Here is a 25774-nt window from a genome sequence, read left to right as displayed (position 1 = left end):
CACGTTATAACGCTTCCTCAGGGTTTGGCCAGGGTAACCCTGAGCAGGTGCACGCGGCGGCTGTCGGCGTTCAGCACGCGCACCCGGAAGCCTTCCAGTTCAGCCACCTCATTGCGCTTGGGCAGGTGACCGAAGGCGTTCATGACCAGTCCGCCGACGGTATCGAACTCCTCATCGGAGAACTCGGTATCGAAATGTTCGTTGAAGTCCTCGATCGGCGTCAGACCTTTGACCAGGAAATCGCCGCTGGGCAATGGCTTGATGTGGCTGTCTTCATCGACGTCATGCTCATCCTCGATGTCGCCAACGATCTGCTCGAGTACGTCTTCAATGGTGACCAAGCCGGATACTCCACCATATTCATCGATGACAATCGCCATATGGTTACGCGTGGCGCGGAACTCCTTGAGCAGCACATTCAGCCGCTTGGATTCGGGCACGCAGGTGGCCGGGCGGAGGATATCCTTGATATTGAAGCGCTCGGTATTGTCCTCCAGCAGCAAGGGTAGCAGATCCTTGGCCAGCAGAACCCCGAGCACATCGTCGACACTGTCACCGATGACCGGAAAGCGCGAGTGCGCAGCTTCAATCACGTCCGGGAGGAACTCGCGGGGTGACTGGCTGGACTTGATAGTGATCATCTGCGAACGCGGGATCATGATGTCCCGTACCTGCATGTCTGAGACCTGCAGTGCTCCTTCGATGATCGACAACGCTTCGATATCCAGGACTTCATTGGCGTGCGCTTCGCGCAGCAGCTCCAGCAGTTCCTGGCGGTTCTTGGGTTCGTGGACAAAAGCCTGGACCAGTTTGTCCAGCCAGGTCTTGTGTCCGTTGGTCGATCGATCTTCGCTCATGGTTCCTTATACTCGTTGCTTGCTGGAATGAAATCGGCAGCGTAGGGGTCGGCGATCCCCAGTTGCGCCAGTAACTGACGCTCCAGGGATTCCATCTGCTCGGCTTCGGTGTCTTCGATATGATCGTAGCCAATCAGATGCAGACAGCCATGAATGACCATATGCGCCCAATGGGCTTGAAGGGCTTTGTGCTGTTCTTGTGCTTCGCGCGCGACCACTTGGGCGCAAATTACTAGGTCGCCCAGCAGTGGAATATTCAGCTCGGGCGGCAGGTCGGCCGGGAAGGAGAGGACGTTGGTAGGGTAATCCTTGCCACGATATTGCTGATTAAGGCTTTGGCTTTCGGCCTCATCGACCACGCGGATAGTCAGTTCATGGCCGGGTTTGTCCTGCAGGGCCAACCCGGCCCAACGCCTGAAGCTCTCTTCGTCAGGCAGATTGGAGGCGCTGCTGGCTTGCTGCAAATCCAGTTCGATGCCGGTGTCAGGATTCATTCTTGTTTTCCCGGCGCTGGCTTTCCTGACGCTGACCTTCCTGGCGCAGCTCGAACATGTCATAGGCCTCGACAATGCGCTGCACCAAGGGGTGGCGTACCACGTCCTTGGATTTGAAGTGGGTAAAGCCGATACCCTTGACGTCTTTCAGCACCTCGACCACGTGGGCCAGGCCGGACTTGGTGCCGCGCGGCAGATCGACCTGGGTCACGTCGCCGGTAATCACCGCGGTGGAGCCAAAGCCGATACGGGTCAGGAACATCTTCATCTGTTCCAGTGTGGTGTTCTGGCTTTCATCCAGAATGATAAAGCTGTTGTTCAGCGTGCGGCCGCGCATATAGGCCAGCGGCGCAACTTCGATCACCTGACGCTCGATCAGTTTGGCGACGTTTTCGAAGCCGAGCATTTCATAGAGTGCGTCATACAGTGGGCGCAGATAGGGGTCGATTTTCTGTGACAGGTCGCCGGGTAGAAAGCCGAGTTTCTCGCCGGCTTCAACTGCCGGGCGTACCAGCAGGATACGGCGGATCTGCTCGCGTTCCAGGGCGTCTACCGCGCAGGCTACCGCCAGATAGGTTTTGCCCGTACCGGCAGGGCCGATACCGAAATTGATATCGTGCTCTTGAATTGAGCGCACATAACTTTGCTGGTTAGGCCCGCGCGGCTGAATGGTCAAGCGCCGAGTGCGCAGTATGACCGGCTTGCCGGTGCCTTCCTGGTGCAGCGCGGCGCTGAGGTTTTCCAGTCCCGATTCCTGCAAAAACAGATGTACGGTATCGGGCGTCAGCTCACCATTATCGCGGGTCTCACGGTACAGCTGACGCAACACCGCTTCGGCGGAGCGGGTTAGTTCGGCATCACCAATCAATTCGAACTGGTTACCCCGGTTGCGCACTTCAATGCCCAGCCGCTGTTCGATCAGTAGCAAGTGTTCGTCAAACTGGCCGCAGAGGCTGGCAAAGCGGCGGGAATCAACGGGTTCGATAGTAAAACGATGTATGTGCAGGGGAGCGTTCAAAGTGATCTGTCAGTCGCCTCGTGGCATTCAGGAAATAACAGCATAGCGCGCAAAGCGCGCGATGCAAAGAAGGCAGATGAGTTGAAATGCACGGCCAGACGGCCGTGCGAAAGCTTGTGCTGCATCGCTTAGTGAACAGTGTCCGCTAACAGGCTGCCACGCAAGGAATGGGGGAGTGCTTCATCGACCAGCACATCGACGAATTGCCCAATCAACCGCGGGTTGTCGCAACGGAAATTGACAATGCGATTATGCTCGGTACGACCCTGAAGCATGCCGGGGTCCTTTTTCGAATAATCGGTAACCAGAATTCGCTGCGTGGTCCCCACCATGCGTCGGCTATTGTCGAAACCTTGCTGGTTCAAACGGGCCTGAAGGATCTGCAGGCGTTGTTTCTTGACCTCGGTGGGCGTGTTGTCTGCCAGGTCGGAGGCTGGGGTGCCAGGCCGTGCGCTGTAGATAAACGAGTAGGAGAAATCAAAGCCTACATCTTCTACCAGCTTCATGGTCTGCTCAAAATCCTTATCGGTTTCACCCGGGAAGCCGATGATGAAGTCCGAGCTGAGAATCATATCCGGCACGGCAGCGCGCAGTTTGCGTACGCGCGATTTGTATTCCAATGCCGTGTGATTGCGCTTCATGCCGGCCAGGACGCGGTCCGAGCCCGACTGCACCGGCAGGTGCAGGTATTTGACCAGTTCGGGGACTTCGGCATGGGCCAGAATCAGGCTGTCGGAGAACTCCAGCGGGTGCGATGTGGTGTAGCGGATGCGGTCAATGCCGTCGATCTCGGCAATCACGCGGATCAGGTCAGCCAGATCGGCAACCTGGCCATCGTGGGTCTGGCCACGATAGCCGTTGACGTTCTGACCTAACAGAGTCACTTCACGCACGCCATTTTCAGCCAGATGAATGCATTCAGCCAGTACATCATCGAATGGGCGACTGACCTCTTCACCGCGGGTGTAAGGCACCACGCAGAAGCTGCAGTACTTGCTGCAGCCTTCCATGATCGATACAAACGCGGTAGGGCCATCAACTCGCGGCTCAGGTAAGCGGTCAAATTTCTCGATTTCCGGGAATGATACGTCGACTTGGGGTTTATTCGTGGTGCGTGCGGCGTTGATCATTTCCGGCAAGCGATGCAGGGTCTGCGGGCCAAACACCACATCCACGTAAGGTGCGCGGTCGCGGATGGCGGCGCCTTCCTGGCTGGCCACACACCCGCCCACGCCAATAATAAGATCGGGGTTCTTGTCTTTCAGCGGCCGCCAGCGACCCAGCTCGGAGAAGACCTTTTCCTGGGCCTTTTCACGAATTGAGCAGGTGTTGAGCAGAATAACGTCCGCCTCGTCGGGGCGGTCGGTCAGCTCCATTGCCTGATTTTCGCCGAGCAGGTCAGCCATACGCGAGCTGTCATACTCGTTCATCTGGCAACCGTGGGTCTGAATAAAGAGTTTCTTGGCCATGGGATGTGCTAAGCGTAACCTTGTGAAAAGCGGAATTATACACGGATGGGGCAGCGCGTGTCCCGTGCTGTGCTATCATCCGCGACCGCCGAACCTGCCTGTTCGGCTCGCCCAAGATACAGGTTTGATGGTTCCACGATGAGCAAAGACAAGCAGCCTATTTTCCGCGTTATTTTCCTCAACCAGGGTCAGGTATACGAGCTCTATGCTCGGCATATCTTCCAGAGTGATCTCTGGGGCTTTCTGGAAATAGAGGAGCTATTGTTTGGCGAGCGCTCGCAGGTTCTTGTCGATCCCGCCGAGGAAAAGCTCAAAACCCAGTTTGAAGGGGTAGAGCGCAGCTTCATTCCGTTGCAGTCGATCGTGCGGATTGATGAAGTCGAGCGGATCGGCCAAGCGAAGATCAGCGAGGCCAAGGGCGGCGGTAACGTGATGAATTTTCCGATGCCGCCGCAGCCGAGCTGAAGACTAGCCGGGCTGAAAATGACTAGCGTGATCTGGGGCTAGCCTGTTCAGTCGAGCGACTGGACCGGCCCGAAGGTGGAGTCCAGTTGCGGGTCTCGCGGTTCATTGTTCGGCGACAGGGCAGGCGTGCCTTTTAGTTGTTCCTCCCGAATTTGCGCCAGATAATTGCGAAACAAGGTGCCCAGTACCTGGGTAGCGACATCCAGCTCATCGGCATTCATCTGCAGCGCGACCTGATCGCTGGCATCCATTGCTTCATCCTTGCCGTTGACCGCGGCCATCTTGAGGATGATATAGGCTTGAGGCAAATTGCGTGTAACGCCCTCGCCCTGGTAGTGCATCAAGCCCAACTGATACTGCGCTGCGGGATGGCCTTGAACGGATGCTTGCTCAAACCAGTTCAACGCCTGTTCGACGTCCTTCTCCACTCGTTCGCCGCGGTAATACAGCTCGCCCATCTCGAACTGCGCTTGCAGATCCCCGCTGGTGGCCGCGGCTTCACAGGCTTCGATCGCCAGTGCGAGGCTTTCATCGTCTACCCTATTAATGGCGCAACGTTCTTCCGTACTGACCAACAACGGGTTGCTACCGGTTTGGGCGCTAACCAGTGCAGGGCAGAGCAGTGTCGCCAGCAGGCAATAACGGGTTATACGGCTAGGCAGTCGAATATTCATGAGTCTGAGGCGGCCTTGGGTCCGCTACGATGGCTGTCAGTTTGGCTATTGTGCGCCTGTTCTGCCAGCAGGCCAACTGCCAGCGCGCAGGCGACAAAACCGGGTAACAGCCAACTGGCTTGCAGGCTGCTGTTGAGCAGGCTGGCCAAGGGTAACGTACTGTTGATCAGTGCCGGGGTTAGCAGGCTGACCAACCCTATCAGACACAGTACGCTGACGCGCAAGTCCTGGCGCCGATAAAGGAATGCGATCAGGGCCAGGCATGCGGCACCGATCAGGTTCACCAGCCATTGATAGCCGGCCTGCCATTCCAGATAACGTGACAGCTCATAGAAGGCCAGCAGGCCGAGAATGATCTGGCTCCAGATTACTGGCTTCCAGCGCAGCCCCCGGCCCAACAGCAGGCAAGCCAGGCCAAGTAGGGGCAGGCTCATATGTTGCGCGGCCAGCCCCATGATCCGCTGGGCGTGCTCAACGCTGGCATGGCTTGCTCCCCAATTGGCCAGGCCGAGTAACAGCGCGCTGCTGGCGGTCAGTAGCAGTGCCACCAGGCTGGCTTTGAGCGCGCCCTGGGCTTCGGCATGCAGCCGCGGTTTGCGCTGCCAAAGCCAGTAACACAGGCCTGCGGCAGCGACGCTGAGCAGCAGGTAGCTCAGGGCGGTCATAGCGCGGAGAACGCTTTTTCCGCCGCGTTCAGCGTCAGTTTTAGCTCTGCTTCGCCATGCGCGATCGAAGTGAACCCGGCTTCAAAGGCGCTCGGAGCTAGATACACGCCGTTATTCAGCATGCCATGGAAAAAACCTTTGAAGCGTTCTACGTCACTGGCCATCACGTCGTCGAAGGTGACGATGTCATCGGCACCGGAAAAATACAGACCGAACATGCCGCCTGCCTGGGTGGTGACAAAGGGCACACTGGCCGCGTCGGCGCGCTCCTGCAAGCCGGCCAGCAAGCGGCTGGTGTAGTCGGTCAGTTCGTCATGGAAGCCGGGGCGGCTGATCAGTTTCAGCGTGGTCAGGCCTGCGGCCATAGCCAGCGGATTGCCTGACAGGGTGCCCGCCTGATAAACCGGGCCGAGCGGGGCGATGACTTGCATGATCTCGCGTTTGCCACCGAAGCAGCCCACTGGCATGCCGCCACCAATGATCTTGCCGAAGGTAGTCAAGTCAGGGGTCACGCCGTAGTAAGCCTGCGCGCCGCCCAAGGCCACCCGGAAGCCGGTCATGACCTCGTCGAAAATAAGCACTACGCCGTGCTCGTCGCACAGCTCGCGCAGCCCCTGGAGAAATCCCGGCGCCGGCGGCACGCAGTTCATGTTGCCGGCCACGGGTTCGACGATGATGCAGGCTACATCCTTGCCGGCCTTAGCCAGCAGCTCTTTTACCGCGTCAATATCGTTGAATGGCAGGGTCAGGGTGTGTTTGGCGAAGTCGGCCGGTACGCCGGCTGAACTGGGTACTCCCTGGGTCAGTGCGCCTGAACCGGCCTTGACCAGCAAACTATCGGAATGCCCGTGGTAACAGCCCTCGAATTTGATGATGTTGTCCCGACCGGTGTAGCCGCGCGCCAGGCGAATCGCACTCATGGTCGCTTCGGTGCCGGAGCTGGTCATGCGCACCATTTGCATGGAGGGTACTAGCTCGCAGACCAGATCCGCCATGTCGGTTTCCATTGACGTTGGAGCGCCATAGGACAGGCCGTGCTGTAGTTGATTGCGCACCGCGTCGAGAACGGCCGGATGGCTGTGGCCGAGAATCATCGGACCCCAGGAACCGACGTAATCGACATAGCGATTGTCGTCTTCATCGGTCACGTAGGCGCCTTCGGCATGCTTGAAAAACAGCGGAGTGCCGCCCACGCTGCGGAACGCGCGAACCGGCGAATTGACGCCGCCTGGGATGTGTTTTTGAGCATTGGCAAAGAGCATTTCAGAGCGGGACATAAAGGCATTCTCTCAAAGGATTTGGAACAATTCGCTGAAGCCGCGCGCGCGTCGTTCGACTTCGGCAGGCGAGGGCGCGGCAAACAGACCATTGACTACGGCTAGCAGGCTGGCGCCGGAGCTGATCAGTTGCGGTGCGTTGTGCAGGGTGACGCCACCGATGGCGACAATCGGTAAGTTGAATTGCTTGCTGGCCTGCTCTAGCAACAGCGGCGTTGCGGCCGGTGTGCCGGGTTTGGTCACCGACTGGAAGAAGCGGCCGAAGGCAATATAGCTGGCGCCCGCCTCTTGCGCCTCGCTGGCAAACGCCAGGCTGGCGTGGCAGGTAGCGCCGATAATCGCCTGTTCGCCCAGTTGCTGGCGAGCCTCGCGCAGGCTGCCGTCATCACGGCCTAAATGCAGGCCGGCATGCAGTTCGCTAGCGAGGGCCAAGTCGTCATTGATGACTAGCTGCGCCGCGTAATAATCACAAATGGATTTCAATTGCAGGGCTTCATCTCGGCGGCGCCCCGGGTCGGCAGACTTGTCACGGTACTGCAGCAGGCGTGCTCCACCTGCCAGTGCCGCATCGACCCAGGGCAGCAGGCGATCACCGGCCAACAGCTGGCTGTCGGTGATCGCGTACAAGCCGCGCGGCAGGGCGCTCAAGAGCAAAAATCCAAAGGCAGGCGTCTGGGTACATACTGGCCGAGCCCGGGTTGCTCGGCATCGCGCAGGGTGCGCCAAGTGTAATCCAGCGCGGATTTCACTGCACTGACCAGTTCTTCCCCGAGCGCCAACCGGCCGGCCAGCGCGCTGGCCAGGGTACAGCCGGAGCCGTGGTAACTGCCAGGCAGGCGCTGGCAGATAAAGGTGTGTTCCTCACCGCTGCGGCAATATAGCCGGTTGTGAATCTCGCGTTCTTCGCCGTGGCCGCCGGTAATCAGCACGTTGCGGCAATAGGGTAATAGTTTGGCCGCACACTCGTCGGCACTGCCGTCAGGCAGCTCGGCCAGCAGACGCGCCTCGGGCAGGTTGGGTGTGGCAATCAGTGCCAGGGGCAGCAGTTTCTCACGCATGGCGAAGGCCACGTCATCCTTGCCCAGCGAGCCACCACCGCCAGCCCGTAACACCGGGTCGCAAATCAATGGCAGCTCGGGGTGTGCTTGCATCAGCTCGACAACGGTATCAACCATCGCCAGATTGCCGAGCATGCCGAGCTTGACGGCTGAGACCGGCATATCGGTTAACACGGCGTTGGCCTGGGCCATCACCCAGTCGCGGTCCAGTACCCTGAAATCGCTGACATCCACGGTGTTTTGCACGGTCAGCGCGGTAACCGTCGGGGCCGCGTGGCAACCCTGGGCAATCAACGCTTCTATATCGGCCTGCAGGCCAGCCCCGCCGCTCGGGTCGTGCCCCGAGAGGCAGAGTACAACGGGACGAAAAGGAAGTAGTGTTTTCATGCGCTAAGCTTAACATTAAGCGCTGCGCACCGGCAGGGGACTCGTCTGGCTTTCAAAGCTATGGCATAGCCGTAAAGGGCGGAGGATACTGTCTGTTGGTTAAAAACGATTTTTCTAAAAAGACAATACCAGAGGTGTCAGGCATGAAAGCGATCGATCAATGGTTCGATGAGTACGGTGAAAGCCATCGCAACCCGACCAACAAATTGCTGCATTGGATCTGTGTGCCGCTGATCACGTTTAGCGTGTTGGGTATCCTGTGGGCCATTCATCCTTGGGTGTCGGTTCTGGCCGTCGCCCTGGCGTTGGCGTTCTATGCGACTTTGTCCTGGCGTATCACCGCCGCGATGTTGGTGCTGAGTCTGATTATGCTGTTGATATTGAGCATGATGACCTACGTCTTGATTCCCTGCGTGGCGATCTTCATTCTGGCCTGGGTTGGTCAGTTTATCGGTCATCACCTGGAGGGGAAAAAGCCTTCCTTTTTCAAGGATCTGCAGTTTTTGCTGATAGGCCCCATCTGGCTGCTCGGTTTTGTATTTCGCCTGCTCGGCATGCGCTACTAGGCTTGGCTGCATAGGCAGGCATAGATAGCCAGGCGCTGTGGCAGGCGCCGGCAGATAGCTGCCTAGTCGGGCGCCTGGATCTCCAGCTCTCGCCACTGCCCCGGTTGCAGGTCGGCCAGGGTCCAGTCACCAATGCGCACACGAATCAAACGTAGTGTGGGCAGGCCTACGGCGGCGGTCATACGTCTTACCTGTCGGTTTCTGCCTTCGCGAATGGTAATGCTCAGCCAATGGGTCGGAATGCTGGCGCGAAAACGTACGGGAGGATGCCGCGGCCAGAGGCTCGGCTCGCCCATATGGTCTACTTCGGCTGGCCGGGTAGGGCCATCGTTGAGCGTCGGCCCGGCACGTAATTGCGCCAACTGCTCTGGCGTCGGCGTACCCTCCACCTGAACCCAGTAGGTCTTGGCCAGTTTGTGCCGTGGATCGGTAATGCGCGCCTGTAGACGCCCATCGTTGGTCAGTAACAGCAGTCCTTCGCTGTCCCTGTCCAGCCGGCCGGCCGGGTAGATGCCGGGTAGGTCGACAAAGTCCTTGAGAGTGGCGCGGCCCTGGTCGTCAGTGAACTGTGTGAGTACATCGAATGGCTTATTCAGTGCAATCAATCTCGGATTGGCTGGTGCTGCAGCCGGCTGGCGACGGGGCCTGGCGCTCTGCGCACGTGGCGGTTTGCCCGTTAGGGCGCGGGGTCTGGTTGCTTTCATGCTGGGGCCTGAGGTGGTGGCTGGCGGCTGATAATAGCCGTTTAGCTATTGGGTGTGGAGCGGGCGACCAGCGCAGCCACATCAATGCCGCGTGGCAGCGTGCCATAGACCCGGCCGCGTCCGACGATACGGCTGGCGATAAAGGCGTCGGACACTAGCTCATTGCCCGCTTCCAGCAACAATTTCGCCTGCAGCGCGACAGCCACATCTTCGGTCAACTGGCGTGCGCGATACTGGATATCATCGGTATCCCGGAAGTCGGTTTTGATCCGCTCGATTTGCGCTTTCAGATGGGCGTTTGCGTGACCGTCGCCTAATTCGCTGAACAGTACCTCCAGTACGCCCGGCTCTTTGGACAGCGCGCGTAGTACATCCAGGCACTGCACATTGCCCGAGCCTTCCCATATGGAATTGACCGGAGCCTCCCGGTATAGGCGCGGCAAAATGCTTTCCTCCACATAGCCAGCGCCACCCAGGCACTCCTGAGCCTCATTGATCATGGCTGGCGCGCGCTTGCAGATCCAGTATTTGCCAATGGCCGTGACCAGCCGGGCAAATTTTTCTTCATGCTCGTCATGGGTATTGTCGATCGCCTTGCCCATGCGCATGGTCAAGGCCAGCGCGGCTTCGCTTTCCAGGGCCAGATCGGCCAGTACGTTCTGCATCAGTGGCTGGTCGGCGAGCACTCGGCCACCGACCTTGCGATAGGCGCAATGATGACTGGCCTGGGTCAGGGCCTGGCGCATCAAAGAGCTGGAGCCAATCATGCAGTCAAAGCGGGTCATGGCGACCATTTCGATGATCGTCGGCACCCCGCGACCTTCCTCACCGACCATCCATGCCAGTGCGCCGCGAAACTCGACTTCGCTGGAGGCGTTGGCCTGGTTGCCCAGCTTGTTTTTCAGGCGCTGGATATAGAACTGGTTGCGGGTGCCGTCGGGGCGATGGCGCGGCAGCAGGAAACAGGTTAGCCCTTTATCCGTCTGCGCCAGGGTCAGAAAAGCATCGCACATGGGCGCTGAGCAGAACCATTTGTGACCCACCAATTCATAGGCTTGGCCGGGGCCTCCGAGGCCCACGGCATAGGCGCGGGTGGAGTTCGCGCGTACATCAGTGCCGCCTTGCTTTTCGGTCATGGCCATACCGATGGTGGCACCGGTTTTTTGTTCTATGGGTAGATTGCGTGGGTCGTATTGGCGCGAGAGAATTTTCGGCAGCCATTTCTCGGCCAGATCGGGCTGTAGCTTGAGCGCTGGAACGCACGCGTAGGTCATGGTCATCGGGCAGCAGGTGCCTGCTTCGATCTGGTTGTGCAGGTACATGCTCGCCGCGCGCGCCACATGGGCACCTGGGCCGGGCTTGGTCCAGGGCGCAGAGGTTATTCCATGGGCAATGCCGGCACTCATCAACTGGTGATAAGCCGGATGAAACTCAACCAGATCGATACGGTTGCCAGCGCGATCATGGCTCTTGAATAGCGGTTTGTTTTCATTGGCCAGAAAGCCCGCCGCCATCAGTGGACCACCTGCCAACTGACCGTAAGCGGCCAGTTCGGCGTCAGCCCAGTCGCCTTTGAATCGATGTACCCATTGTTTCAGCGGTAGATCCGTGTGGTACAGATTGATGCCGTCCAGGGGCGGTACCTGGTTGGTCACTTCATGTGTTTCCGCGTATTGATGCAACTTCATGATGTAGGTTCCTTGGCGCCAAGGGCGCGCAGACAGAATCGGGTGAGGGCGCGGGTATAGCTTTCCAGGCTTTCACTGGGCAGCCCGCTGGCGCGTAATGCGCGAGCCTGGGGCGACAAGGGGCCGATCAAGGATTCGGCGATCGCCCCGACCAGGCAAGCGGAGGTGATAGGGATGTTATCAACCTGAAAGCTGCCGTCCTCATTGCCCTGCTTGATCAGCTTGTGGAAGAGTTCAGCATAGGCTGCCCGGTAACGCAGGCGTGCGGTATCGACGTCAGGTTCGAGGGGTTCGGCAATCAGCGCGTGAGCGAGCTGGCGGCTATGCCAGGCGCGAGCGGCGAATTGAGCAATACCCTGACGCAAACGCTCGGCGGCGCTGCCTTGGCCGAAGAATTGCTCTTTCAGTGCATCGATTTCTATACGCGTTGCGCGGGTAAATACTTCTGTAGCCAGCGCACCTTTGCCTGGGAAATAGCGATACAGGCTGCCCGTGGCGATACCTGCGGTACTTGCCAGGCGGTTCATGCTAAGCGTGGAAAAGCCGCCTTCGGCGACCATTTCCAGGGCGCAGCCGAGAATATGCTCGCGTAATACCTGGTCGCGTTCCAGGCGGGCATGGGTGGTGCGATAGGCCATTGTTTGAGTCCTGATATCCACTATAAGATCAGTGAATCAGGATTCAGATCTTGACGCAGGGGGTAAAACGGTCACAGATAAGGCTTTTTCAGCCTTCGACATTACCGATGATAATCGCTTTGATCACAAAGCCGACAACACCCAGGCCCAATCCAAAAAACAGCACCATGGTGCCGTAGCGTCCGGCTTTGGATCTTTTTGCCAGATCCCAGACGATGTAACCCATAAAAGCCACCAGAGCGAAAATCATCAGCGGCATGGCGAGAGCTTCAAATTGCTGGTAATCCAAGGAGTTCTCCAAGTGTGTTTGTGGCGTCATTATACCTGCTACACACTCGCCGCCGTGTGACAGGTCGTCGCAGTGGTACTGCTCAGCTTCGGTGCAGATGCCCTAACGGTAGCTCGGTGCTGCTGATGATTTGATTCAGCACGAAGCTGGACCTTACGCTGGATACGCCGTCGATTCGGGTCAGATGACCCAATAGAAATTGCTGGTAGTGTTCCATGTCCGGCACCACAACACGCAGTTGATAGTCGGCGTCCATGCCCGTGACCAGGTAGCAATCGAGTACTTCGGGGCAGTCGCGAATGGCGCTTTCAAAGCCGGCAAAACGCTCTGGGGTATGACGATCCATACCAATCATGACAAAGGCAGTCAGTGTCAGACCGATTTTTTTCGGATTGAGCAGGGCGACCTGACGGCTGATATAGCCACTGTCTTCCAGCTGCTTGACGCGTCTGGAACAGGGTGATGGTGACAGGCCGATGTATTCGGCCAGCTCCTGGTTGCTGACGGTGGCGTCGTGCTGCAGTGCCGCGAGAATTTTCAGATCATAGCGGTCCAGATTGTGCTCATTCATGAAGCGCTCCTGTTTAATTGCTCAAATACACTTATTTTCAGGATATTATTGCATTACTGTGCGCTATATCTGCAATCTTAGGCAAGAAATGGCGGGGCGAGCAGGCTATGATGGTTCCACGTTCGAAGCCAAGGCCGGCTTGTCCAGCCCGCCCCCCCACAAGGGGAGCAGGCGGCCACTGATCCTACCGGATTTGTCGCCAACCGGTCACCCAGCTCACAAAGCCCAGGGGTAAGGCACGCTCCCATCCGGATGCGCCAGAGACATACAAAAGCGGCTGAGCTCAACAGGGCTCGGCCGTTTTTGTGTGCGGCCGGCTAGGTGCGACCGGCTAGGTGCGGCCGACGAGGTGTCACGGGCTAACGGTTCAGACCGGATCGGTGTGAATCAAGACGTCGGCCTGGGGAAAGCGTTCGACGATGCGGGCCCGCACCCGTTCTCCCAGGTCATGCGCTTGCAGCAGTGGTGTTTGTGCGGGTATTTCCAGATGCATCTGGATAAACCAGTCGTGGCCCGATTGGCGGCTGCGAAAATCATGCACATTGACCACACCCTCTACCGATCGAGCAAGGCTGAGCGCCTCGTCGCGCACCTCATCAGAGAGTTCTCGGTCCATCAGAATTTGTATTGCATCGCGGCCGATCTGTACGGCGCTGTAGGCGATATACAGCGCAATGGCCAAGCCGAAGAACGCATCGGCCCGATGAATACCATAAGCCGCCAGCAGCAAGGCCACGATGATGCTGGCATTGAGCAGCAAATCGGAGCGGTAGTGTAGCGAATCTGCGCGAATCGCGGTGGAGCCCGTGCGTTTGATGACGTGGCGCTGAATCATGAGCAGGGCGAGGGTTGCGACGATGGCAAAGACCATGACGGCAATGCCTAGCCAGGCGCTGTCCAGTGGCCTGGGGTGCAGTAGGCGATCAATGCCCTGCAGCAGTACCAGTACTGCAGATCCGCTAATAAACGCTGATTGCGCAAGCCCCGCCAGGGCCTCGGCTTTGCCATGGCCAAAACGGTGTTCATGGTCGGCTGGCTTCAACGCATAGCGTACCGCGAACAGATTGATAATGGATGCGCCAGCATCCATCAGTGAGTCGATCAGCGAGGCAAGCAGGCTGACCGAGCCCGACATTAGCCAGACGCTACTTTTCAATGCGATCAGTACTAGCGCCACCGCCACTGAAGCGTACGTGGCCAGCTTCAGCAGTCGATCACGTTCAGCGGGCTTCAATGGTGTTGAATTGTTCATTACGCCCTCGGCGGCAAACCCAGCGAGGCCAGTTGCTGATGATCAGGCTGGTTGATTTGCCGAGCCTGCTCCAGCGGCAGGTCCAGGTTCAGATCCTGTTTGAGAATCGCCTTGAGTTTCAGCGGGTCTACCTGGCCCTGCGCGTCGAGTGCGTCGTTCAGACGTTCGGGGGCCAGCGTGTAGCGAGCGTCTGGCAGATAGATGGCACCAGTCGCGAAGTCGACAGCAAAGGCGATTACGCCCGGAATGACATAAAACAGCAGACCGATGGCATTGAGTATGGCGACGCCAGAATCAATTTCACCGGTGATTTGACCGCGGCGTTCTGGGTAGAAAATAGTGCCACAGGCGGCCAGCTGGGTGGTTAGAGCGGTGGTCAGCAGAATGGCAGCTAGGGGTTTCAGGCGCATGGTTAAGGTCTCATTCCGGTTTAAAGAACTGCGTTGAGCATGGGCTTGCTGGCCAGCTCGGTTAGGTGCTGAGCATAGCAGAGCGGCTATAATAGCGCCTTTGCTCCGAGTGCTTGAATACCATGATGGATTTACCTGTTGCCAGCGTGTTGAATGAGCTCGATCAGGCGTTGGCCAACCATCCCTGCGCGGTGCTGCAGGCGCCGCCCGGTGCCGGCAAGACCACGCTGGTACCACTGGCACTGTTGAATAGCGCTTGGCTGGCAGGGCAGAAAATCATCCTGCTTGAGCCGCGCCGTTTGGCTGCACGGGCTGCGGCAGAGCGTCTGGCCCAACTGCTGGGTGAGCCTGTTGGGCAGCGGGTTGGCTACCGCATACGCCTGGAAAGCCGGGTCAGCTCAGCAACGCGCATCGAGGTGGTGACCGAGGGTATTTTGCAGCGATTGCTGCAGGATGACCCCGAGCTGCCGGGAATCGGCCTGGTCATCTTCGATGAGTTTCACGAGCGTAGCCTGGATGCCGATCTGGGTTTGGCGCTGTGTCGCCAGACTCAACAATACCTGCGAGAGGATCCGCCACTGCGCTTGCTGGTGATGTCTGCAACACTGGACGCACAAGCGGTCAGCCAGTTGCTGGACAACGCGCCGATGATCAGCAGCCAGGGCCGGCAGTATCCGGTGGATGTGCGTTATGTGGGTACGGCTGAACCGCGGCAGCCGATTGAGCCGAGGGTGGTGCAGGCTGCACTGCAGGCGCTGGCTGATCAAGGCGGCAGTCAGCTTGTTTTCCTGCCCGGGGTGGCGGAAATCCGCCGCGTGCAGACCCAGCTTGAGGCGCAACTCGAGCAGCGAGCCGACGTGCTCGTCACACCCCTTTACGGAGAGCTGGATCTGGCCGCCCAGCGCCGGGCCATCAGCCCCGCGCCGCAGGGGCAGCGCAAGATCGTGCTGGCCACCTCAATTGCTCAAACGTCGCTGACCATTGAAGGTATTCGCGTGGTCATCGATGCGGGACTGATCCGTCAGCCGCTATTTGATCCGGTTTCCGGTCTGACTCGGCTGCAGACCTGTCGAGTTTCACAGGCTGCTGCCGAGCAGCGGGCCGGGCGTGCGGGGCGCCTGGAGGCCGGTGTATGTTATCGATTGTGGTCGGCTACGCAGCAGGAGCAGATGGCGGCGCAGGATCAACCGGAAATCCTGCAAGCTGATCTCGCACCCCTGGCATTGCAATTGGCGCAGTGGGGTATTCAGCAGGCGAGCGAGCTCAGCTGGCTTGATCAGCCCCCTGCTGCGGCATTAGAGCAGGGTCGGGAATTGCTCGAGATGTTGGGCGCGCTGCAGCGTAGCGACGACGGCTGGCGGCTGACCGAGCATGGCCTGGCCCTGACTACCTTGCCCATGCATCCGCGACTGGCGCACATGCTGTTGCGTGGGCAAGCCATGGGGTTGGGGCTGTTGGCCTGTCGGCTGGCGGCGATTGCCGGCGAGCGGGATCTGCTGCGCGGCGTGCAAGATGCTGATGTAGCCAGGCGGATTGCCCTGTTTGACCATCCCAAGGAGGATGCGGGCGTTGATCGCGGCGCCTTGCAGCGTGCCAGGCAACTGGCCGGCCAGTGGCAGCGCCTGCTGGGTACTGCAGCGGACAACCCGGTCAACAACCCCGATGATGAGGTCTGGCAAGGTGTGCTGCTGGCCATGGCCTATCCGGATCGCATTGCCCAGCGGCGCGCCGAGGGCATGGAGTATCGCCTGGCCAACGGCCGTTCGGCGGCTTTCGGCGAAACCGATGCCCTGCAAAAGCATGAGTGGTTGGTGGTGTCAGCGTTGGGCGGCCATGCCGCGCAGCGCAACGTCAGAATCTTTATGGCCGCCGCATTGGACGCGTCTTTACTGGCCAGGTATGTGCCTGAACTGCTTAGCCAACAGGACACCCTGGAATGGGATGCGCGCAGTGAAAGCCTGATTGCCGAGCGTCAGCAGCGCTTGGGTGCATTGGTCTTCAGCCGTCAGCCCCTGCCGGACATGGATCCGGAGGCGCGCAATCGAGCGCTCTGCGAAGTAGTGCGCAGGCAGGGGTTGAATCTGCTGCCCTGGACGCCAGCGTTGCGGCAGTGGCAGGCGCGGGTCGTCTTGCTGCGGCAGTTGGATATGAATACGGCCTGCAGCAGTGATTGGCCTGACATCAGCGATGTGGCCTTGCTGGACACGCTGGAAAGTTGGCTGGCTCCTTATCTGGGCAAGGTCCGGCGCCTGGCGCATTTTGCCAATCTGGATTTGTCTTCGATCCTCGCCGGGCTTCTGCCCTGGCCCTTGCCGCGGCAGCTTGACGAGCAGGCGCCGACCCACTGGAGCGTCCCCACCGGCTCGCAGATCCGCATCGATTACAGCGAAACACCGCCAGTACTGGCCGTGCGGCTACAGGAAATGTTCGGCAGCACCGACAACCCGCGCATCGCACAGAACCGCCAGGCGCTGCAACTGCATCTGCTATCCCCGGCCCAGCGTCCGGTGCAGATCACCCAGGATCTGGCCGGCTTCTGGCGCGGCAGCTATGCCGAGGTCAAGAAGGATATGAAGGGTCGCTACCCCAAACACTACTGGCCGGATGATCCGCTGCAGGCCGAGCCGACGCGCCGGGCCAAGCCACGCAAAGCTTGAGTGCTCGAAGTGCTCATTTGGGAGTGTCGAGGCCCACCTTGACCCAACAGTGCCCGCCGTAGCACCGCTGGCCGAGATGGAACTCGGCCTTCCCAGGGGTCGTGTTTGCCGGGAGTGTCGAGTTCCATCTCGACACAACAGCGCCCGCCGCAGCACCGCTGGCCGAGGTGGAACTCGGCCTTCCCAGGGGTTGTGTTTGCCGGGTGTGTCGAGTTTCATCTCGACACAACAGTGCCCGCCGCAGCGCCGCTGGCCGAGGTGGAACTCGGCCTTCCCAGGGGTCGTGTTTGCCGGGAGAGTCGAGTTCCACCTTGACCCAACAGTGCCCGCCGTAGCGCCGCTGGCCGAGGTGGAACTCGGCCTTCCCAGGGGTTGTGTTTGCCGGGAGTGTCGAGTTCCATCTCGACACAACAGTGTCCGCCGCAGCACCGCTGGCCGAGGTGGAACTCGGCCTTCCCAGGGGTGGTGTTTGCCGGGAGTGTCGAGTTCCATCTCGACACAACAGTGTCCGCCGCAGCGCCGCTGGCCGAGGTGGAACTCGGCCTTCCCAGGGGTCGTGTTTACCGGGAGTGTCGAGTTTCATCTCGACACAACAGCGCCCGCCGCAGCGCCGCTGGTCGGGGTGAAGCTCGGTCTTCCCGGGGCGAGGTAGCGTGCGCGCTTTGCAGGGCGGGAGGGAGAACGTACAATCCTCACCCCGCCCACCACCCGGAACCGTCGATGGACAATACCAGTCAGATTCTCGAACGCAGCGCCGAGCTGTTTGCCGGCAAGCGTGTGCTGCTGGTCAATCCGACCGCAGATAGCCTTACAGTGCAGTTGCCTGCGCAATGGCACCTCTGGACCTGGGATTATGCGGTGTGGCGCAGTCTTAACGGGCAACTGGATGAAGCGCATCTGAGCTTCTCGCACCTGTGTCCGGCGGTCAGCGATCTGGATGCGGCGGTGCTGGTCATGCCCAAGGCGCTGGAGCGTGCCGAGTATGCGCTGGCGCAAATCGCGCCGTTGTTGCGGGCCGGTTGCCCGCTGTACCTGGTTGGGGAAAAGAAGGGCGGCATTACCCGCGCGGAAAAACTCGTACAGCCATACGCGGACCACGCAGAAAAGCTCGACTCGGCCAGGCATTGTCAGCTGTGGCGTGCGCAGGTAAGTGGTCAATCGGCCCCCTTCGCCCTGGCCGACTGGCAAAAGCAGTTCACCCTCGAATTCAACGACCAATCGGTCGAGTTGGTAAGCTTGCCTGGGGTCTTCAGCCATGGCCGGCTGGATGAAGGCAGTCAGTTGCTGCTGGAAGAGACCAAGTCGCTGCCGAAGGGCAAGGTACTGGATTTCGGTTGTGGGGCAGGGGTACTGGCTACCGTGTTGTCGCGGCGTAATCCAGGCAGTCAATTTGAGCTGGTGGACGTGGATGCGCTGGCGCTGTATTGCGCAACGCAGACCTTGCAGCGGAATAAGGTCGAAGCTGAGGTCTACCCTTCCGATGGCCTGAGTGACGTGCATGGTCGATTGGTTGCAGTGGTCAGCAACCCGCCGTTCCATACCGGTATCAAACATGACACCAGCATCGCCGAACGCTTCTTCGAGCAGGTCACGCGTAACCTGTTGCCGCGCGGCGAATTGCGCATTGTCGCCAACGGTTTTCTCAAGTACCCGGCCTTGATTGAGACGCATATCGGCCCCTGCGAGGTGCTGCGCGAGAATAATCGCTTCAAGGTCTATTCGGCCATCGCACCAGGTTGACCAAGCTAGAACTGCAGGGTATATTCCCGCCCGTCTTAGGGGAGTAGTCTCTCTATGCAGGCCACCGCTGCCTGCACTGGCAAACGTCAACATACTTGGTCCACAGACCATGGCGTTTGCGACCTGCGGCCGCGTCAGCGGCTCCGGTTTGACGAGACCTATGACATACGCACACCAGCCGAGGGCGGAGGTGGACGTATGTCATTGGTTTGTTGATCCGCCCTCTTATGGAACCTCCGTGGAAGCTTTTCTTGTTTCAACCGGTATTGTTGCGCTGGCAGAGATCGGCGACAAAACCCAACTCCTTGCCTTACTGCTCGTCCTGCGTTTCCGTCGCCCCTGGCCTATCGTGCTGGGTATTTTTGTTGCCACCGTGGCTAACCACGCGCTGGCTGGCGCTCTGGGCCAACTGGTCAGCAATTTCCTCAGTGATACCTGGCTCTACAGCCTTCTGGCCATTTCCTTTATTGCTGTCGCTGGCTGGACGTTGATTCCTGACAAGCTCGACGAGGATGAAACCCCTGCCATCAGCCGGTATGGTGCTTTTTTCGCGACACTGGTTGCCTTTTTTATCGCTGAAATGGGCGATAAGACCCAGATAGCCACGGTGGTGCTGGCGGCGCAGTTCGATGCGTACCTGTGGGTGGTGATGGGCACGACGCTAGGCATGATGCTGGCCAACGTGCCGGTGGTCTTTATGGGCAACGCTGCGGCCGGCAAGCTGCCGCTGGATCTTATTCGACGCGTTGCCTCCGGCGCTTTCCTGTTGATGGGTCTGTATGCCGCGTGGCTGGCCTTCCTGGCTTTTCAGGGCGGATGATCGGACCTGCTCCGTGCAGTACTGTAGCCGGACTGGACGCCGATCGTCTGCCATCGCAGTTGTCCGGTGGTCCACAGTAGCGTATCCCGGTGGGTAAGCGCGGGCTATGCTGTAGGCTGAGTAGTGAGCCACGTTATTGGAGATGCCGATGCAGGTCCTTGCCATCCAACCGGTGCTTTTTCTTTCCCATGGGGGAGGTCCGTTACCTCTGCTTGATGATCCCGCGCACGCCGAGTTATTGCTGACCTATGCGTTGATCCGCCATAAGCTCGATGCTTTGCCACACTCGCCGTCGGCCTTGCTGTTTATTAGTGCCCACTGGGAAACCAGAGAGCCGACGCTGACCGCTGCTGCCCAGCCCTCATTGTTGTTTGATTATTACGGCTTCCCACCGCAAAGCTACCAATTGCGTTACCCGGTAGTTGGCGCACCGGAACTGGCCGTAACCCTGGCCGAGCAGCTCGGAAAATGGGGATGGACAGCCCATCTTGATAGCGAGCGCGGTTTGGACCATGGCGTTTTTGTGCCTGGCATGTTGCTGTTTCCACGGGCGGACATCCCTTGCCTGCAACTGTCACTGTTTGATTCGCTGGATGCCGCTGCACATTTGCAGCTGGGGCACGCATTGCGTGCGCTACGAAACGAGAATGTGCTGATCATCGGCTCGGGCTTTTCCTTTCACAATATGCGCGCTTTTTTCGACCCGGTTACGCAGCAGGAGGCGGCGTTGAATCTTGCCTTTGAAAACTGGTTGGAAGTCACCTTGCGCCTCGAGGATGAGCGGGAACGCGAGCGCTGTTTGCTGAAGTGGAAGCAAGCGCCCGGTGCCGCTTTCTGCCATCCACGAGAAGAACACCTGCTGCCAATTCATGTCTGCGCCGCCGCTGCTGGTAAACCGGTCACGCAGGAGTGGCGTTTCACCGCGCTCAACCGTCACGGTAGTTGTTATTGGTGGGATTGAACGCTTTGCTGCCAGAAGCCCGCACGCTGCATTCGCGTGCAACGGTGGGTAAACATTTGCCAGCAAATAGTCCACTATGAGCCGGTTAATATCGTTAAATAAGATCAGCCGGACAGGGGATTATGATGACCGATCAAGCCTATACGCCACCGACAGTCTGGACCTGGGATCAGGCTAGTGGTGGCAAGTTTGCCAATATCAATCGGCCGATTGCCGGCCCGACCCATGATCAGGAACTGCCGGTAGGCAAGCATCCACTGCAGCTTTATTCGTTGGCTACGCCGAACGGCGTCAAGGTCACCATTTTGCTTGAGGAATTGCTGGCCTTGGGTATTAAAGAGGCGGAGTACGACGCGTACCTGATCAACATCGGCGAGGGCGATCAGTTTGGTAGCGGTTTTGTCGACATCAACCCAAACTCGAAGATTCCTGCGCTGATGGATCGAAGCATGGACCCGCCGCTGCGCTTGTTCGAATCGGGTTCGATCATGCTCTACCTGGCAGACAAGTTTGGCGCCTTTATTCCTCAGGACGTGGCCGGGCGTGCTGAATGCTTGAACTGGTTGTTCTGGCAGATGGGCAGCGCGCCCTTTCTGGGTGGCGGCTTTGGCCACTTCTACGCTTATGCGCCGGAGAAGTTCGAGTACCCGATCAACCGTTACACCATGGAAGTGAAGCGGCAGTTGGATGTGCTCAATCGGCAATTGGCCGACCACCCTTATATTGCCGGCGACGAATACAGCATTGCCGATATGGCCATCTGGCCCTGGTATGGCGGCGTGGTAACCAACCAGGTATACGGCGCCGCAGAGTTTCTCGAAGCGCATACCTATACCCATGTGCTGCGCTGGGTAGAACAGGTTGGCCAGCGCCCGGCGGTCAAACGGGGGCGCATGGTCAATCGCACCTGGGGCGATGCGGCCGAGCAGTTGCCGGAACGCCACGACGCCAGTGACTTCGACGCGGCGGAAAAGTGAGCAACAATGTGTGAATTGATGGGCATGAGCGCCAATGTGCCAACGGATATCTGCTTCAGCTTTTCCGGGCTGATGCAACGCGGCGGCCGGACCGGGCCGCATTGTGATGGCTGGGGTGTGGCTTTCTATGAAGGCGGAGGGCTACGCTGCTTTCACGACCCGCAGCCCTGTCACAGCTCGGCCATCGCCCAATTGATCGAGAGCTATCCGATCAAGTCCGAAAACGTTATCTGCCATATCCGTCAGGCCAATGTTGGGCGGGTCAGCCTGGCCAACACCCACCCGTTTAGCCGCGAGCTGTGGGGGCAGTACTGGACCTTCGCCCACAACGGCCAGATGCACGCTTTCATTCCTCAGGCGGGTCCTTTTCAGCCAGTGGGTAGTACCGATAGCGAAGCGATTTTCTGTGATCTATTGAACCGGCTGCGCGCTGAGTTCGAGCAGCGACCCCCGCTGGAACAACTGATGGATTACATCACCAGGGCTTGTGCGCTGTATGCCAGGCAGGGTGTATGCAACCTGCTGATCAGCAACGGCGAGTGGCTATTCACCCTGTGCACCAGCAAGCTGGCCTGGATCACCCGGCGTGCGCCCTTCGGTCCCGCGCAGTTGAGTGACGTAGAGCTGGCGGTCGATTTCAAGGAGCACACCACGCCGAATGATGTAGTTACGGTGATTGCCACGGCGCCGCTGACCCGTAATGAGTCCTGGCACACTTATGCGCCCGGTGAGTGGCGTCTCTGGCAGGGCGGTGAAACGCTGTTGCAAGGTATTGTTATACAGTGCGATGGAGAGGCCGCGCGTTTGATCCCAGGTGGTTAATTAAACGTATGGGTGATCTGTGATATACCGTGATCATGACACAACAGACCCCGAGCTTATGAGACCCAAACGTCCGCAGTTAACTGGCGCCACATCGGCCCATTCAGGCTCGATACCTTTCTACGAAGCGCTGCTATTCTGGCTCAAGCTGGGATTGATCAGTTTTGGCGGGCCAGCCGGGCAGATTGCAATCATGCATCAGGAGTTGGTAGAAAAACGCCGTTGGATTTCCGAGCGGCGTTTTCTCCATGCGCTGAATTATTGCATGTTGCTGCCGGGCCCGGAGGCCCAGCAGTTGGCTATCTACATCGGTTGGCTACTGCACCGCACCTGGGGTGGGGTAGTGGCTGGTGTGCTCTTCGTGCTGCCTTCGCTGCTGATACTGATTGGGTTGGCCTGGGTGTATATAGCCTACGGTGAGGTGCCAGTGATAGCGGGCATTTTTTACGGTATTAAACCGGCGGTCACCGCCATCGTGTTTCAGGCTGCCTGGCGAATTGGCGGCAAGGTGCTGAAGAACAAATGGCTGTGGGCGATAGCGGTGGTGGCCTTTATCGGCATTTTCTTTTTTAGTCTGCCGTTTCCGCTGATTGTGCTTGGCGCAGGCTTGGCGGGCTATCTGGGCGGGCGGTGGGTGCCGCAGTACTTTCAACCGGGTGGTGGGCATGGCGCTGAAGGAAAGTCCTACGGCCCCGCGCTGGTAGATGACCATAGCCCCACACCGGAACATGCCCGGTTCACCTGGGCTCGCCTGGCTCTATTGCTGATGGTAGGTGCCGTACTCTGGCTGGTGCCAATGCTGGCGCTGTATCTGTTCTTTGGTTGGGACGGCACCCTGACGCAAATGGGCTGGTTCTTCACCAAGGCCGCGTTGCTGACGTTTGGCGGCGCTTACGCGGTACTGCCCTACGTTTACCAAGGTGCAGTGAGCGACTACGGCTGGGTGACGCCGGGGCATATGATGGATGGTCTGGCGCTGGGCGAAACTACGCCGGGCCCGCTGATCATGGTCGTTGCCTTTGTGGCCTTTATCGGCGGTTATGTGCTTGAGATATTCGGTCCGGACCAGGCTTTTCTCGCCGGTGCAATGGCGGCCATATTGGTTACCTGGTTTACTTTCCTGCCGTCTTTTTTGTTTATTCTCGGTGGCGGTCCTTTGGTTGAGTCCACCCACGGGCAATTGGGCTTCACCGCCCCCCTAACTGGCGTTACCGCCGCGGTCGTCGGCGTGATAGTCAATCTGGCACTGTTCTTCGGCTACCACGTGCTCTGGCCTGAGGGATTTGACGGGGAAATGGATTGGCCCTCGGCAATGATCGCTCTAGGCGCGGCAGGTGCACTGTTCGGCTTGAAGCTGTCCGTGATGAAAACACTGGGGCTATGTGCGTTGGCGGGGTTGCTGGTGCAGTGGTTGATGTAGATAAAGTAATGCTGGCGTTACCGCTCGGATTCCTTGAATTCAGCCAGGACGGGCAGAGCGAGCACCCACAAAAAAGCCCACCTTGAAGGTGGGCTTTCGCTGATACGGCTTCTAACCAAATCAGTCAGGACGATGATCAGTCCTTTTTATCTTTCTCAATGGTGCCGGTTTGGCCATTGATCTTGAATTCGTACTTGTTGCCATCGGCTTTCATGCCTTCGCCTTCCCAGTACTCATCGTCGGCTTCAACCTTGTGAATTTCGGTATAGCCAGCTGCTTTAGCGGTTTCGATAGCCTGTTCAATGCTGATCCAGTCAGCCTTGGGGCTATCAGCCATAACAGTGCCAGCGGCAAGGAGAGTGGCAGTGGCGAGAGCGGCGCTAAACGATTTTTTCATGATTGGAACTCCTGTTATCAATATGAGTAACGTTATAGAGCCAAAAAGGCAGGCAAGGTTCATTTTTGCTCCCTCTGTGCGCTTTTTCAGTGCTTGGTCATGCTGGCGGTGCACCGGGCCTGCAATGGATCTGATTTGACGGTGGTTCCCGGCCGCTTGCCCGGAGAAAGATCAGCACAGGTGAGGCGGTGTACAACACAAACAGCGGGGGAGAGGGATACAACCTGGTCCGACAGGGCTGCCGGACCAGAACGGACGCGGTCAGCGCAAGCGCATATCATTTTTGACCGACTTTACGCCATTGATGCCACGAGCGACTTCAACCGCCCGCTGCGCCATGGCATTCGAGCTGACAAAGCCGCTCAGCTGCACCACGCCTTTGAATGTCTCTACCTGTATTTCGGTGACTTTCAGTTCAGGGTCTTCAATAAAGGCGGCCTTGATGCGTGTGGTAATAACGCTGTCATCAACAAACTCGCCTGCCGACTTCTGCCCCGAAGCGACTGAACAGCCCACCAGGGCCAAGAGAGCAAAAGCCATAAACAGCGTGGAAACATATTTGTGTAAGGCAGTCATGATCGTATCCCTGTTAGAGCATTCAGTTGTTCAAGTAAGATTAGCCGGGAACGCTAAATTACGGGCCCGGACTATTGTTATTTTGCCGCTTCGTACAGCGGTTGCACCCTGGGGATAGCTGCTTGCAAAGCCTGGATGCGCCCTCCGGAGTTCGGGTGAGTGCTGAGAAACTCCGGCGGCCCACCATTGGACGCACTGGCCATTTTCTGCCATAGGGTAACTGCTGCCTCCGGTTTATAGCCCGCGCGCGCGGCCAATTCCAGACCGATCAGATCAGCTTCCGACTCGTTCGAGCGGCTGTTGGGCAGCATCAAGCCGACTTGTACTGCCTGGTCAGCCATTTGCTGGCCAGCCTGGCCCAAACCAAATAATGCCCCGGCCAACTGCGTGCCAGTTTGAGTGACGTAGGCTCGCGAGATGGCCTCGCGGCCGTGTTCACGCAACGCGTGGGCAATTTCATGGCCCATGATCTGGGCGATTTCATCATCGGTCAGTTTCAATTTGGTAACGATGCCGCTGTAGAATATGATCTTGCCACCAGGGGCGCAGCTGGCATTGATTTGATCGCTCTTGATCAGGTTGACCTCCCAGTTCCAGGCCCGTGCATCCTGCCGAAAGTGACTGACCTGAGGGATCAAGTCGTTAGAAATCCTGCGCAGGCGCTGAATCATTGCGGCGTCGGTGTTAAGCAGGTTTTTGCTGCGCGCCTCGGCAAGCATCTTGTTGTAGGAGTCGGCGGCCATTTTGTCGACTTCGGCGCTGGATAGCGCGCTGAACATCCGCTGCTCCCGATCGACGCCAACTGCGCCTCCCTGAGTGGTCTGGACCGTTTCACAGCCGACCAGGAAGAGTAGAGGCAAGCACATCAGAAAACGAGTACGCATGGTGTTTAGTCCTTTGAGTCATTGCTGTCAGTATTGCT

General features: G+C 58.6%; 28 protein-coding genes and 1 riboswitch. Of the genes, 9 read left to right on the top strand and 19 right to left on the bottom strand.

Translation table 11 applies throughout. The features are described 5' to 3' along the window. Positions 1 to 17: 17 nt before the first annotated feature. From K787_RS0102960 to miaB, 4 genes are all read right to left on the bottom strand, one after another. A complete protein-coding gene (locus K787_RS0102960) occupies positions 18 to 857 on the bottom strand; it encodes a CorC family transporter (RefSeq protein WP_022961299.1) in 840 nt (279 codons plus the stop codon). Further along, complete coding sequence (gene ybeY, locus K787_RS0102955) at positions 854 to 1351, bottom strand: rRNA maturation RNase YbeY (protein ID WP_022961298.1); 498 nt, start codon at positions 1349 to 1351, stop codon at positions 854 to 856. Before ybeY ends, K787_RS0102960 begins: the two co-directional genes overlap by 4 nt. Further along, on the bottom strand, positions 1341 to 2369 hold the full coding sequence (locus tag K787_RS0102950) for a PhoH family protein (protein ID WP_022961297.1): 1029 nt from the start codon (positions 2367 to 2369) through the stop codon (positions 1341 to 1343). Before K787_RS0102950 ends, ybeY begins: the two co-directional genes overlap by 11 nt. Before the next feature lie 128 nt (positions 2370 to 2497). Then, positions 2498 to 3838, bottom strand: coding sequence for a tRNA (N6-isopentenyl adenosine(37)-C2)-methylthiotransferase MiaB (gene miaB, locus K787_RS0102945; RefSeq protein WP_022961296.1), 1341 nt, complete (start codon positions 3836 to 3838; stop codon positions 2498 to 2500). 138 nt (positions 3839 to 3976) lie between these two features. Here miaB and K787_RS0102940 point away from each other — a divergent pair, with 138 nt between their 5' ends. Continuing rightward, a complete protein-coding gene (locus tag K787_RS0102940) occupies positions 3977 to 4303 on the top strand; it encodes a DUF1820 family protein (protein ID WP_022961295.1) in 327 nt (108 codons plus the stop codon). A gap of 47 nt (positions 4304 to 4350) precedes the next feature. Here K787_RS0102940 and K787_RS21985 read toward each other — a convergent pair whose 3' ends face one another. The 5 genes from K787_RS21985 to K787_RS0102915 are packed head-to-tail and all read right to left on the bottom strand — an operon-like array spanning position 4351 to position 8364. Next, positions 4351 to 4977 carry a tetratricopeptide repeat protein gene (locus K787_RS21985; protein WP_022961294.1) on the bottom strand — a complete coding sequence of 209 codons (627 nt, stop codon included), beginning with the start codon at positions 4975 to 4977 and terminating at the stop codon, positions 4351 to 4353. Continuing rightward, positions 4974 to 5642 carry a hypothetical protein gene (locus tag K787_RS24215; RefSeq protein ID WP_022961293.1) on the bottom strand — a complete coding sequence of 223 codons (669 nt, stop codon included), beginning with the start codon at positions 5640 to 5642 and terminating at the stop codon, positions 4974 to 4976. Before K787_RS24215 ends, K787_RS21985 begins: the two co-directional genes overlap by 4 nt. Beyond that, entirely contained in the window at positions 5639 to 6919 is a 1281-nt protein-coding gene (gene hemL, locus K787_RS0102925) for a glutamate-1-semialdehyde 2,1-aminomutase (protein WP_022961292.1), read from the bottom strand. Before hemL ends, K787_RS24215 begins: the two co-directional genes overlap by 4 nt. 12 nt (positions 6920 to 6931) lie before the next feature. Next, positions 6932 to 7567 carry a thiamine phosphate synthase gene (gene thiE / locus K787_RS0102920; RefSeq protein ID WP_022961291.1) on the bottom strand — a complete coding sequence of 212 codons (636 nt, stop codon included), beginning with the start codon at positions 7565 to 7567 and terminating at the stop codon, positions 6932 to 6934. Continuing rightward, positions 7564 to 8364 carry a hydroxymethylpyrimidine/phosphomethylpyrimidine kinase gene (locus K787_RS0102915; protein ID WP_022961290.1) on the bottom strand — a complete coding sequence of 267 codons (801 nt, stop codon included), beginning with the start codon at positions 8362 to 8364 and terminating at the stop codon, positions 7564 to 7566. Before K787_RS0102915 ends, thiE begins: the two co-directional genes overlap by 4 nt. 143 nt (positions 8365 to 8507) lie before the next feature. On the opposite strand from K787_RS0102915, the gene K787_RS0102910 reads away from it, so the two are divergent. Further along, entirely contained in the window at positions 8508 to 8930 is a 423-nt protein-coding gene (locus K787_RS0102910) for an Mpo1 family 2-hydroxy fatty acid dioxygenase (RefSeq protein ID WP_022961289.1), read from the top strand. 62 nt (positions 8931 to 8992) lie between these two features. On the opposite strand, the gene K787_RS0102905 is transcribed toward K787_RS0102910, so the two are convergent. The 7 genes from K787_RS0102905 to K787_RS0102875 form a co-directional block, all read right to left on the bottom strand. Continuing rightward, positions 8993 to 9634 carry a pseudouridine synthase gene (locus K787_RS0102905; RefSeq protein WP_022961288.1) on the bottom strand — a complete coding sequence of 214 codons (642 nt, stop codon included), beginning with the start codon at positions 9632 to 9634 and terminating at the stop codon, positions 8993 to 8995. Positions 9635 to 9675: 41 nt separating this feature from the next. Further along, positions 9676 to 11322: an acyl-CoA dehydrogenase family protein gene (locus K787_RS0102900; protein WP_022961287.1), complete on the bottom strand. Its 1647-nt coding sequence runs from the start codon at positions 11320 to 11322 to the stop codon at positions 9676 to 9678. After that, positions 11319 to 11960 (bottom strand): TetR/AcrR family transcriptional regulator, encoded by a 642-nt coding sequence (locus tag K787_RS0102895; RefSeq protein WP_022961286.1) that lies wholly within the window; start codon positions 11958 to 11960, stop codon positions 11319 to 11321. The genes K787_RS0102900 and K787_RS0102895 overlap by 4 nt, the downstream gene beginning before the upstream one ends. An 88-nt stretch (positions 11961 to 12048) precedes the next feature. Next, the gene (locus K787_RS0102890) at positions 12049 to 12249 is read right to left on the bottom strand and encodes a DUF2788 domain-containing protein (protein ID WP_022961285.1); all 201 of its coding nucleotides are present in this window, start codon (positions 12247 to 12249) and stop codon (positions 12049 to 12051) included. An 82-nt stretch (positions 12250 to 12331) separates the two neighbouring features. Beyond that, entirely contained in the window at positions 12332 to 12820 is a 489-nt protein-coding gene (locus K787_RS0102885; protein WP_022961284.1) for an Lrp/AsnC family transcriptional regulator, read from the bottom strand. 367 nt (positions 12821 to 13187) lie between these two features. Further along, positions 13188 to 14072, bottom strand: coding sequence for a cation diffusion facilitator family transporter (locus K787_RS0102880; protein WP_022961283.1), 885 nt, complete (start codon positions 14070 to 14072; stop codon positions 13188 to 13190). Beyond that, positions 14072 to 14482, bottom strand: coding sequence for a hypothetical protein (locus tag K787_RS0102875; protein ID WP_022961282.1), 411 nt, complete (start codon positions 14480 to 14482; stop codon positions 14072 to 14074). The genes K787_RS0102880 and K787_RS0102875 overlap by 1 nt, the downstream gene beginning before the upstream one ends. 122 nt (positions 14483 to 14604) lie before the next feature. Here K787_RS0102875 and hrpB point away from each other — a divergent pair, with 122 nt between their 5' ends. The 7 genes from hrpB to chrA all read left to right on the top strand — a co-directional run bounded on the left by hrpB (position 14605) and on the right by chrA (position 23879). Beyond that, on the top strand, positions 14605 to 17139 hold the full coding sequence (hrpB, locus tag K787_RS0102870; protein WP_022961281.1) for an ATP-dependent helicase HrpB: 2535 nt from the start codon (positions 14605 to 14607) through the stop codon (positions 17137 to 17139). A 720-nt stretch (positions 17140 to 17859) separates the two neighbouring features. Then, positions 17860 to 18879 carry a methyltransferase gene (locus tag K787_RS0102865; protein ID WP_022961280.1) on the top strand — a complete coding sequence of 340 codons (1020 nt, stop codon included), beginning with the start codon at positions 17860 to 17862 and terminating at the stop codon, positions 18877 to 18879. A gap of 26 nt (positions 18880 to 18905) precedes the next feature. Further along, a riboswitch (yybP-ykoY riboswitch) is annotated at positions 18906 to 19029 on the top strand. A gap of 88 nt (positions 19030 to 19117) precedes the next feature. Further along, positions 19118 to 19699: a TMEM165/GDT1 family protein gene (locus K787_RS0102860; protein WP_022961279.1), complete on the top strand. Its 582-nt coding sequence runs from the start codon at positions 19118 to 19120 to the stop codon at positions 19697 to 19699. 148 nt (positions 19700 to 19847) lie between these two features. Next, positions 19848 to 20660: a DODA-type extradiol aromatic ring-opening family dioxygenase gene (locus K787_RS0102855; RefSeq protein ID WP_022961278.1), complete on the top strand. Its 813-nt coding sequence runs from the start codon at positions 19848 to 19850 to the stop codon at positions 20658 to 20660. Positions 20661 to 20785: 125 nt separating this feature from the next. Continuing rightward, complete coding sequence (gene yghU, locus K787_RS0102850; RefSeq protein WP_022961277.1) at positions 20786 to 21637, top strand: glutathione-dependent disulfide-bond oxidoreductase; 852 nt, start codon at positions 20786 to 20788, stop codon at positions 21635 to 21637. Between the two features lie 6 nt (positions 21638 to 21643). Then, positions 21644 to 22459 (top strand): class II glutamine amidotransferase, encoded by an 816-nt coding sequence (locus K787_RS21975; protein ID WP_022961276.1) that lies wholly within the window; start codon positions 21644 to 21646, stop codon positions 22457 to 22459. 58 nt (positions 22460 to 22517) lie between these two features. Further along, the gene (gene chrA / locus K787_RS0102840) at positions 22518 to 23879 is read left to right on the top strand and encodes a chromate efflux transporter (RefSeq protein ID WP_022961275.1); all 1362 of its coding nucleotides are present in this window, start codon (positions 22518 to 22520) and stop codon (positions 23877 to 23879) included. A gap of 136 nt (positions 23880 to 24015) precedes the next feature. On the opposite strand, the gene K787_RS0102835 is transcribed toward chrA, so the two are convergent. From K787_RS0102835 to K787_RS0102825, 3 genes are all read right to left on the bottom strand, one after another. Then, positions 24016 to 24279, bottom strand: a complete 264-nt coding sequence (locus K787_RS0102835) for a PepSY domain-containing protein (protein ID WP_028614526.1) — start codon at positions 24277 to 24279, stop codon at positions 24016 to 24018. 258 nt (positions 24280 to 24537) lie between these two features. Then, entirely contained in the window at positions 24538 to 24852 is a 315-nt protein-coding gene (locus K787_RS0102830; RefSeq protein ID WP_022961273.1) for a BON domain-containing protein, read from the bottom strand. 77 nt (positions 24853 to 24929) lie between these two features. Continuing rightward, the gene (locus tag K787_RS0102825; RefSeq protein ID WP_022961272.1) at positions 24930 to 25736 is read right to left on the bottom strand and encodes a M48 family metallopeptidase; all 807 of its coding nucleotides are present in this window, start codon (positions 25734 to 25736) and stop codon (positions 24930 to 24932) included. Positions 25737 to 25774 lie beyond the last annotated feature (38 nt).

Origin of the sequence: Halopseudomonas pelagia CL-AP6, assembly GCF_000410875.1 — a bacterium.
Lineage (GTDB): Bacteria > Pseudomonadota > Gammaproteobacteria > Pseudomonadales > Pseudomonadaceae > Halopseudomonas > Halopseudomonas pelagia.
Note: the sequence above shows the minus strand (reverse complement) of the source record. Positions and strands in the feature narration are given on the sequence as shown.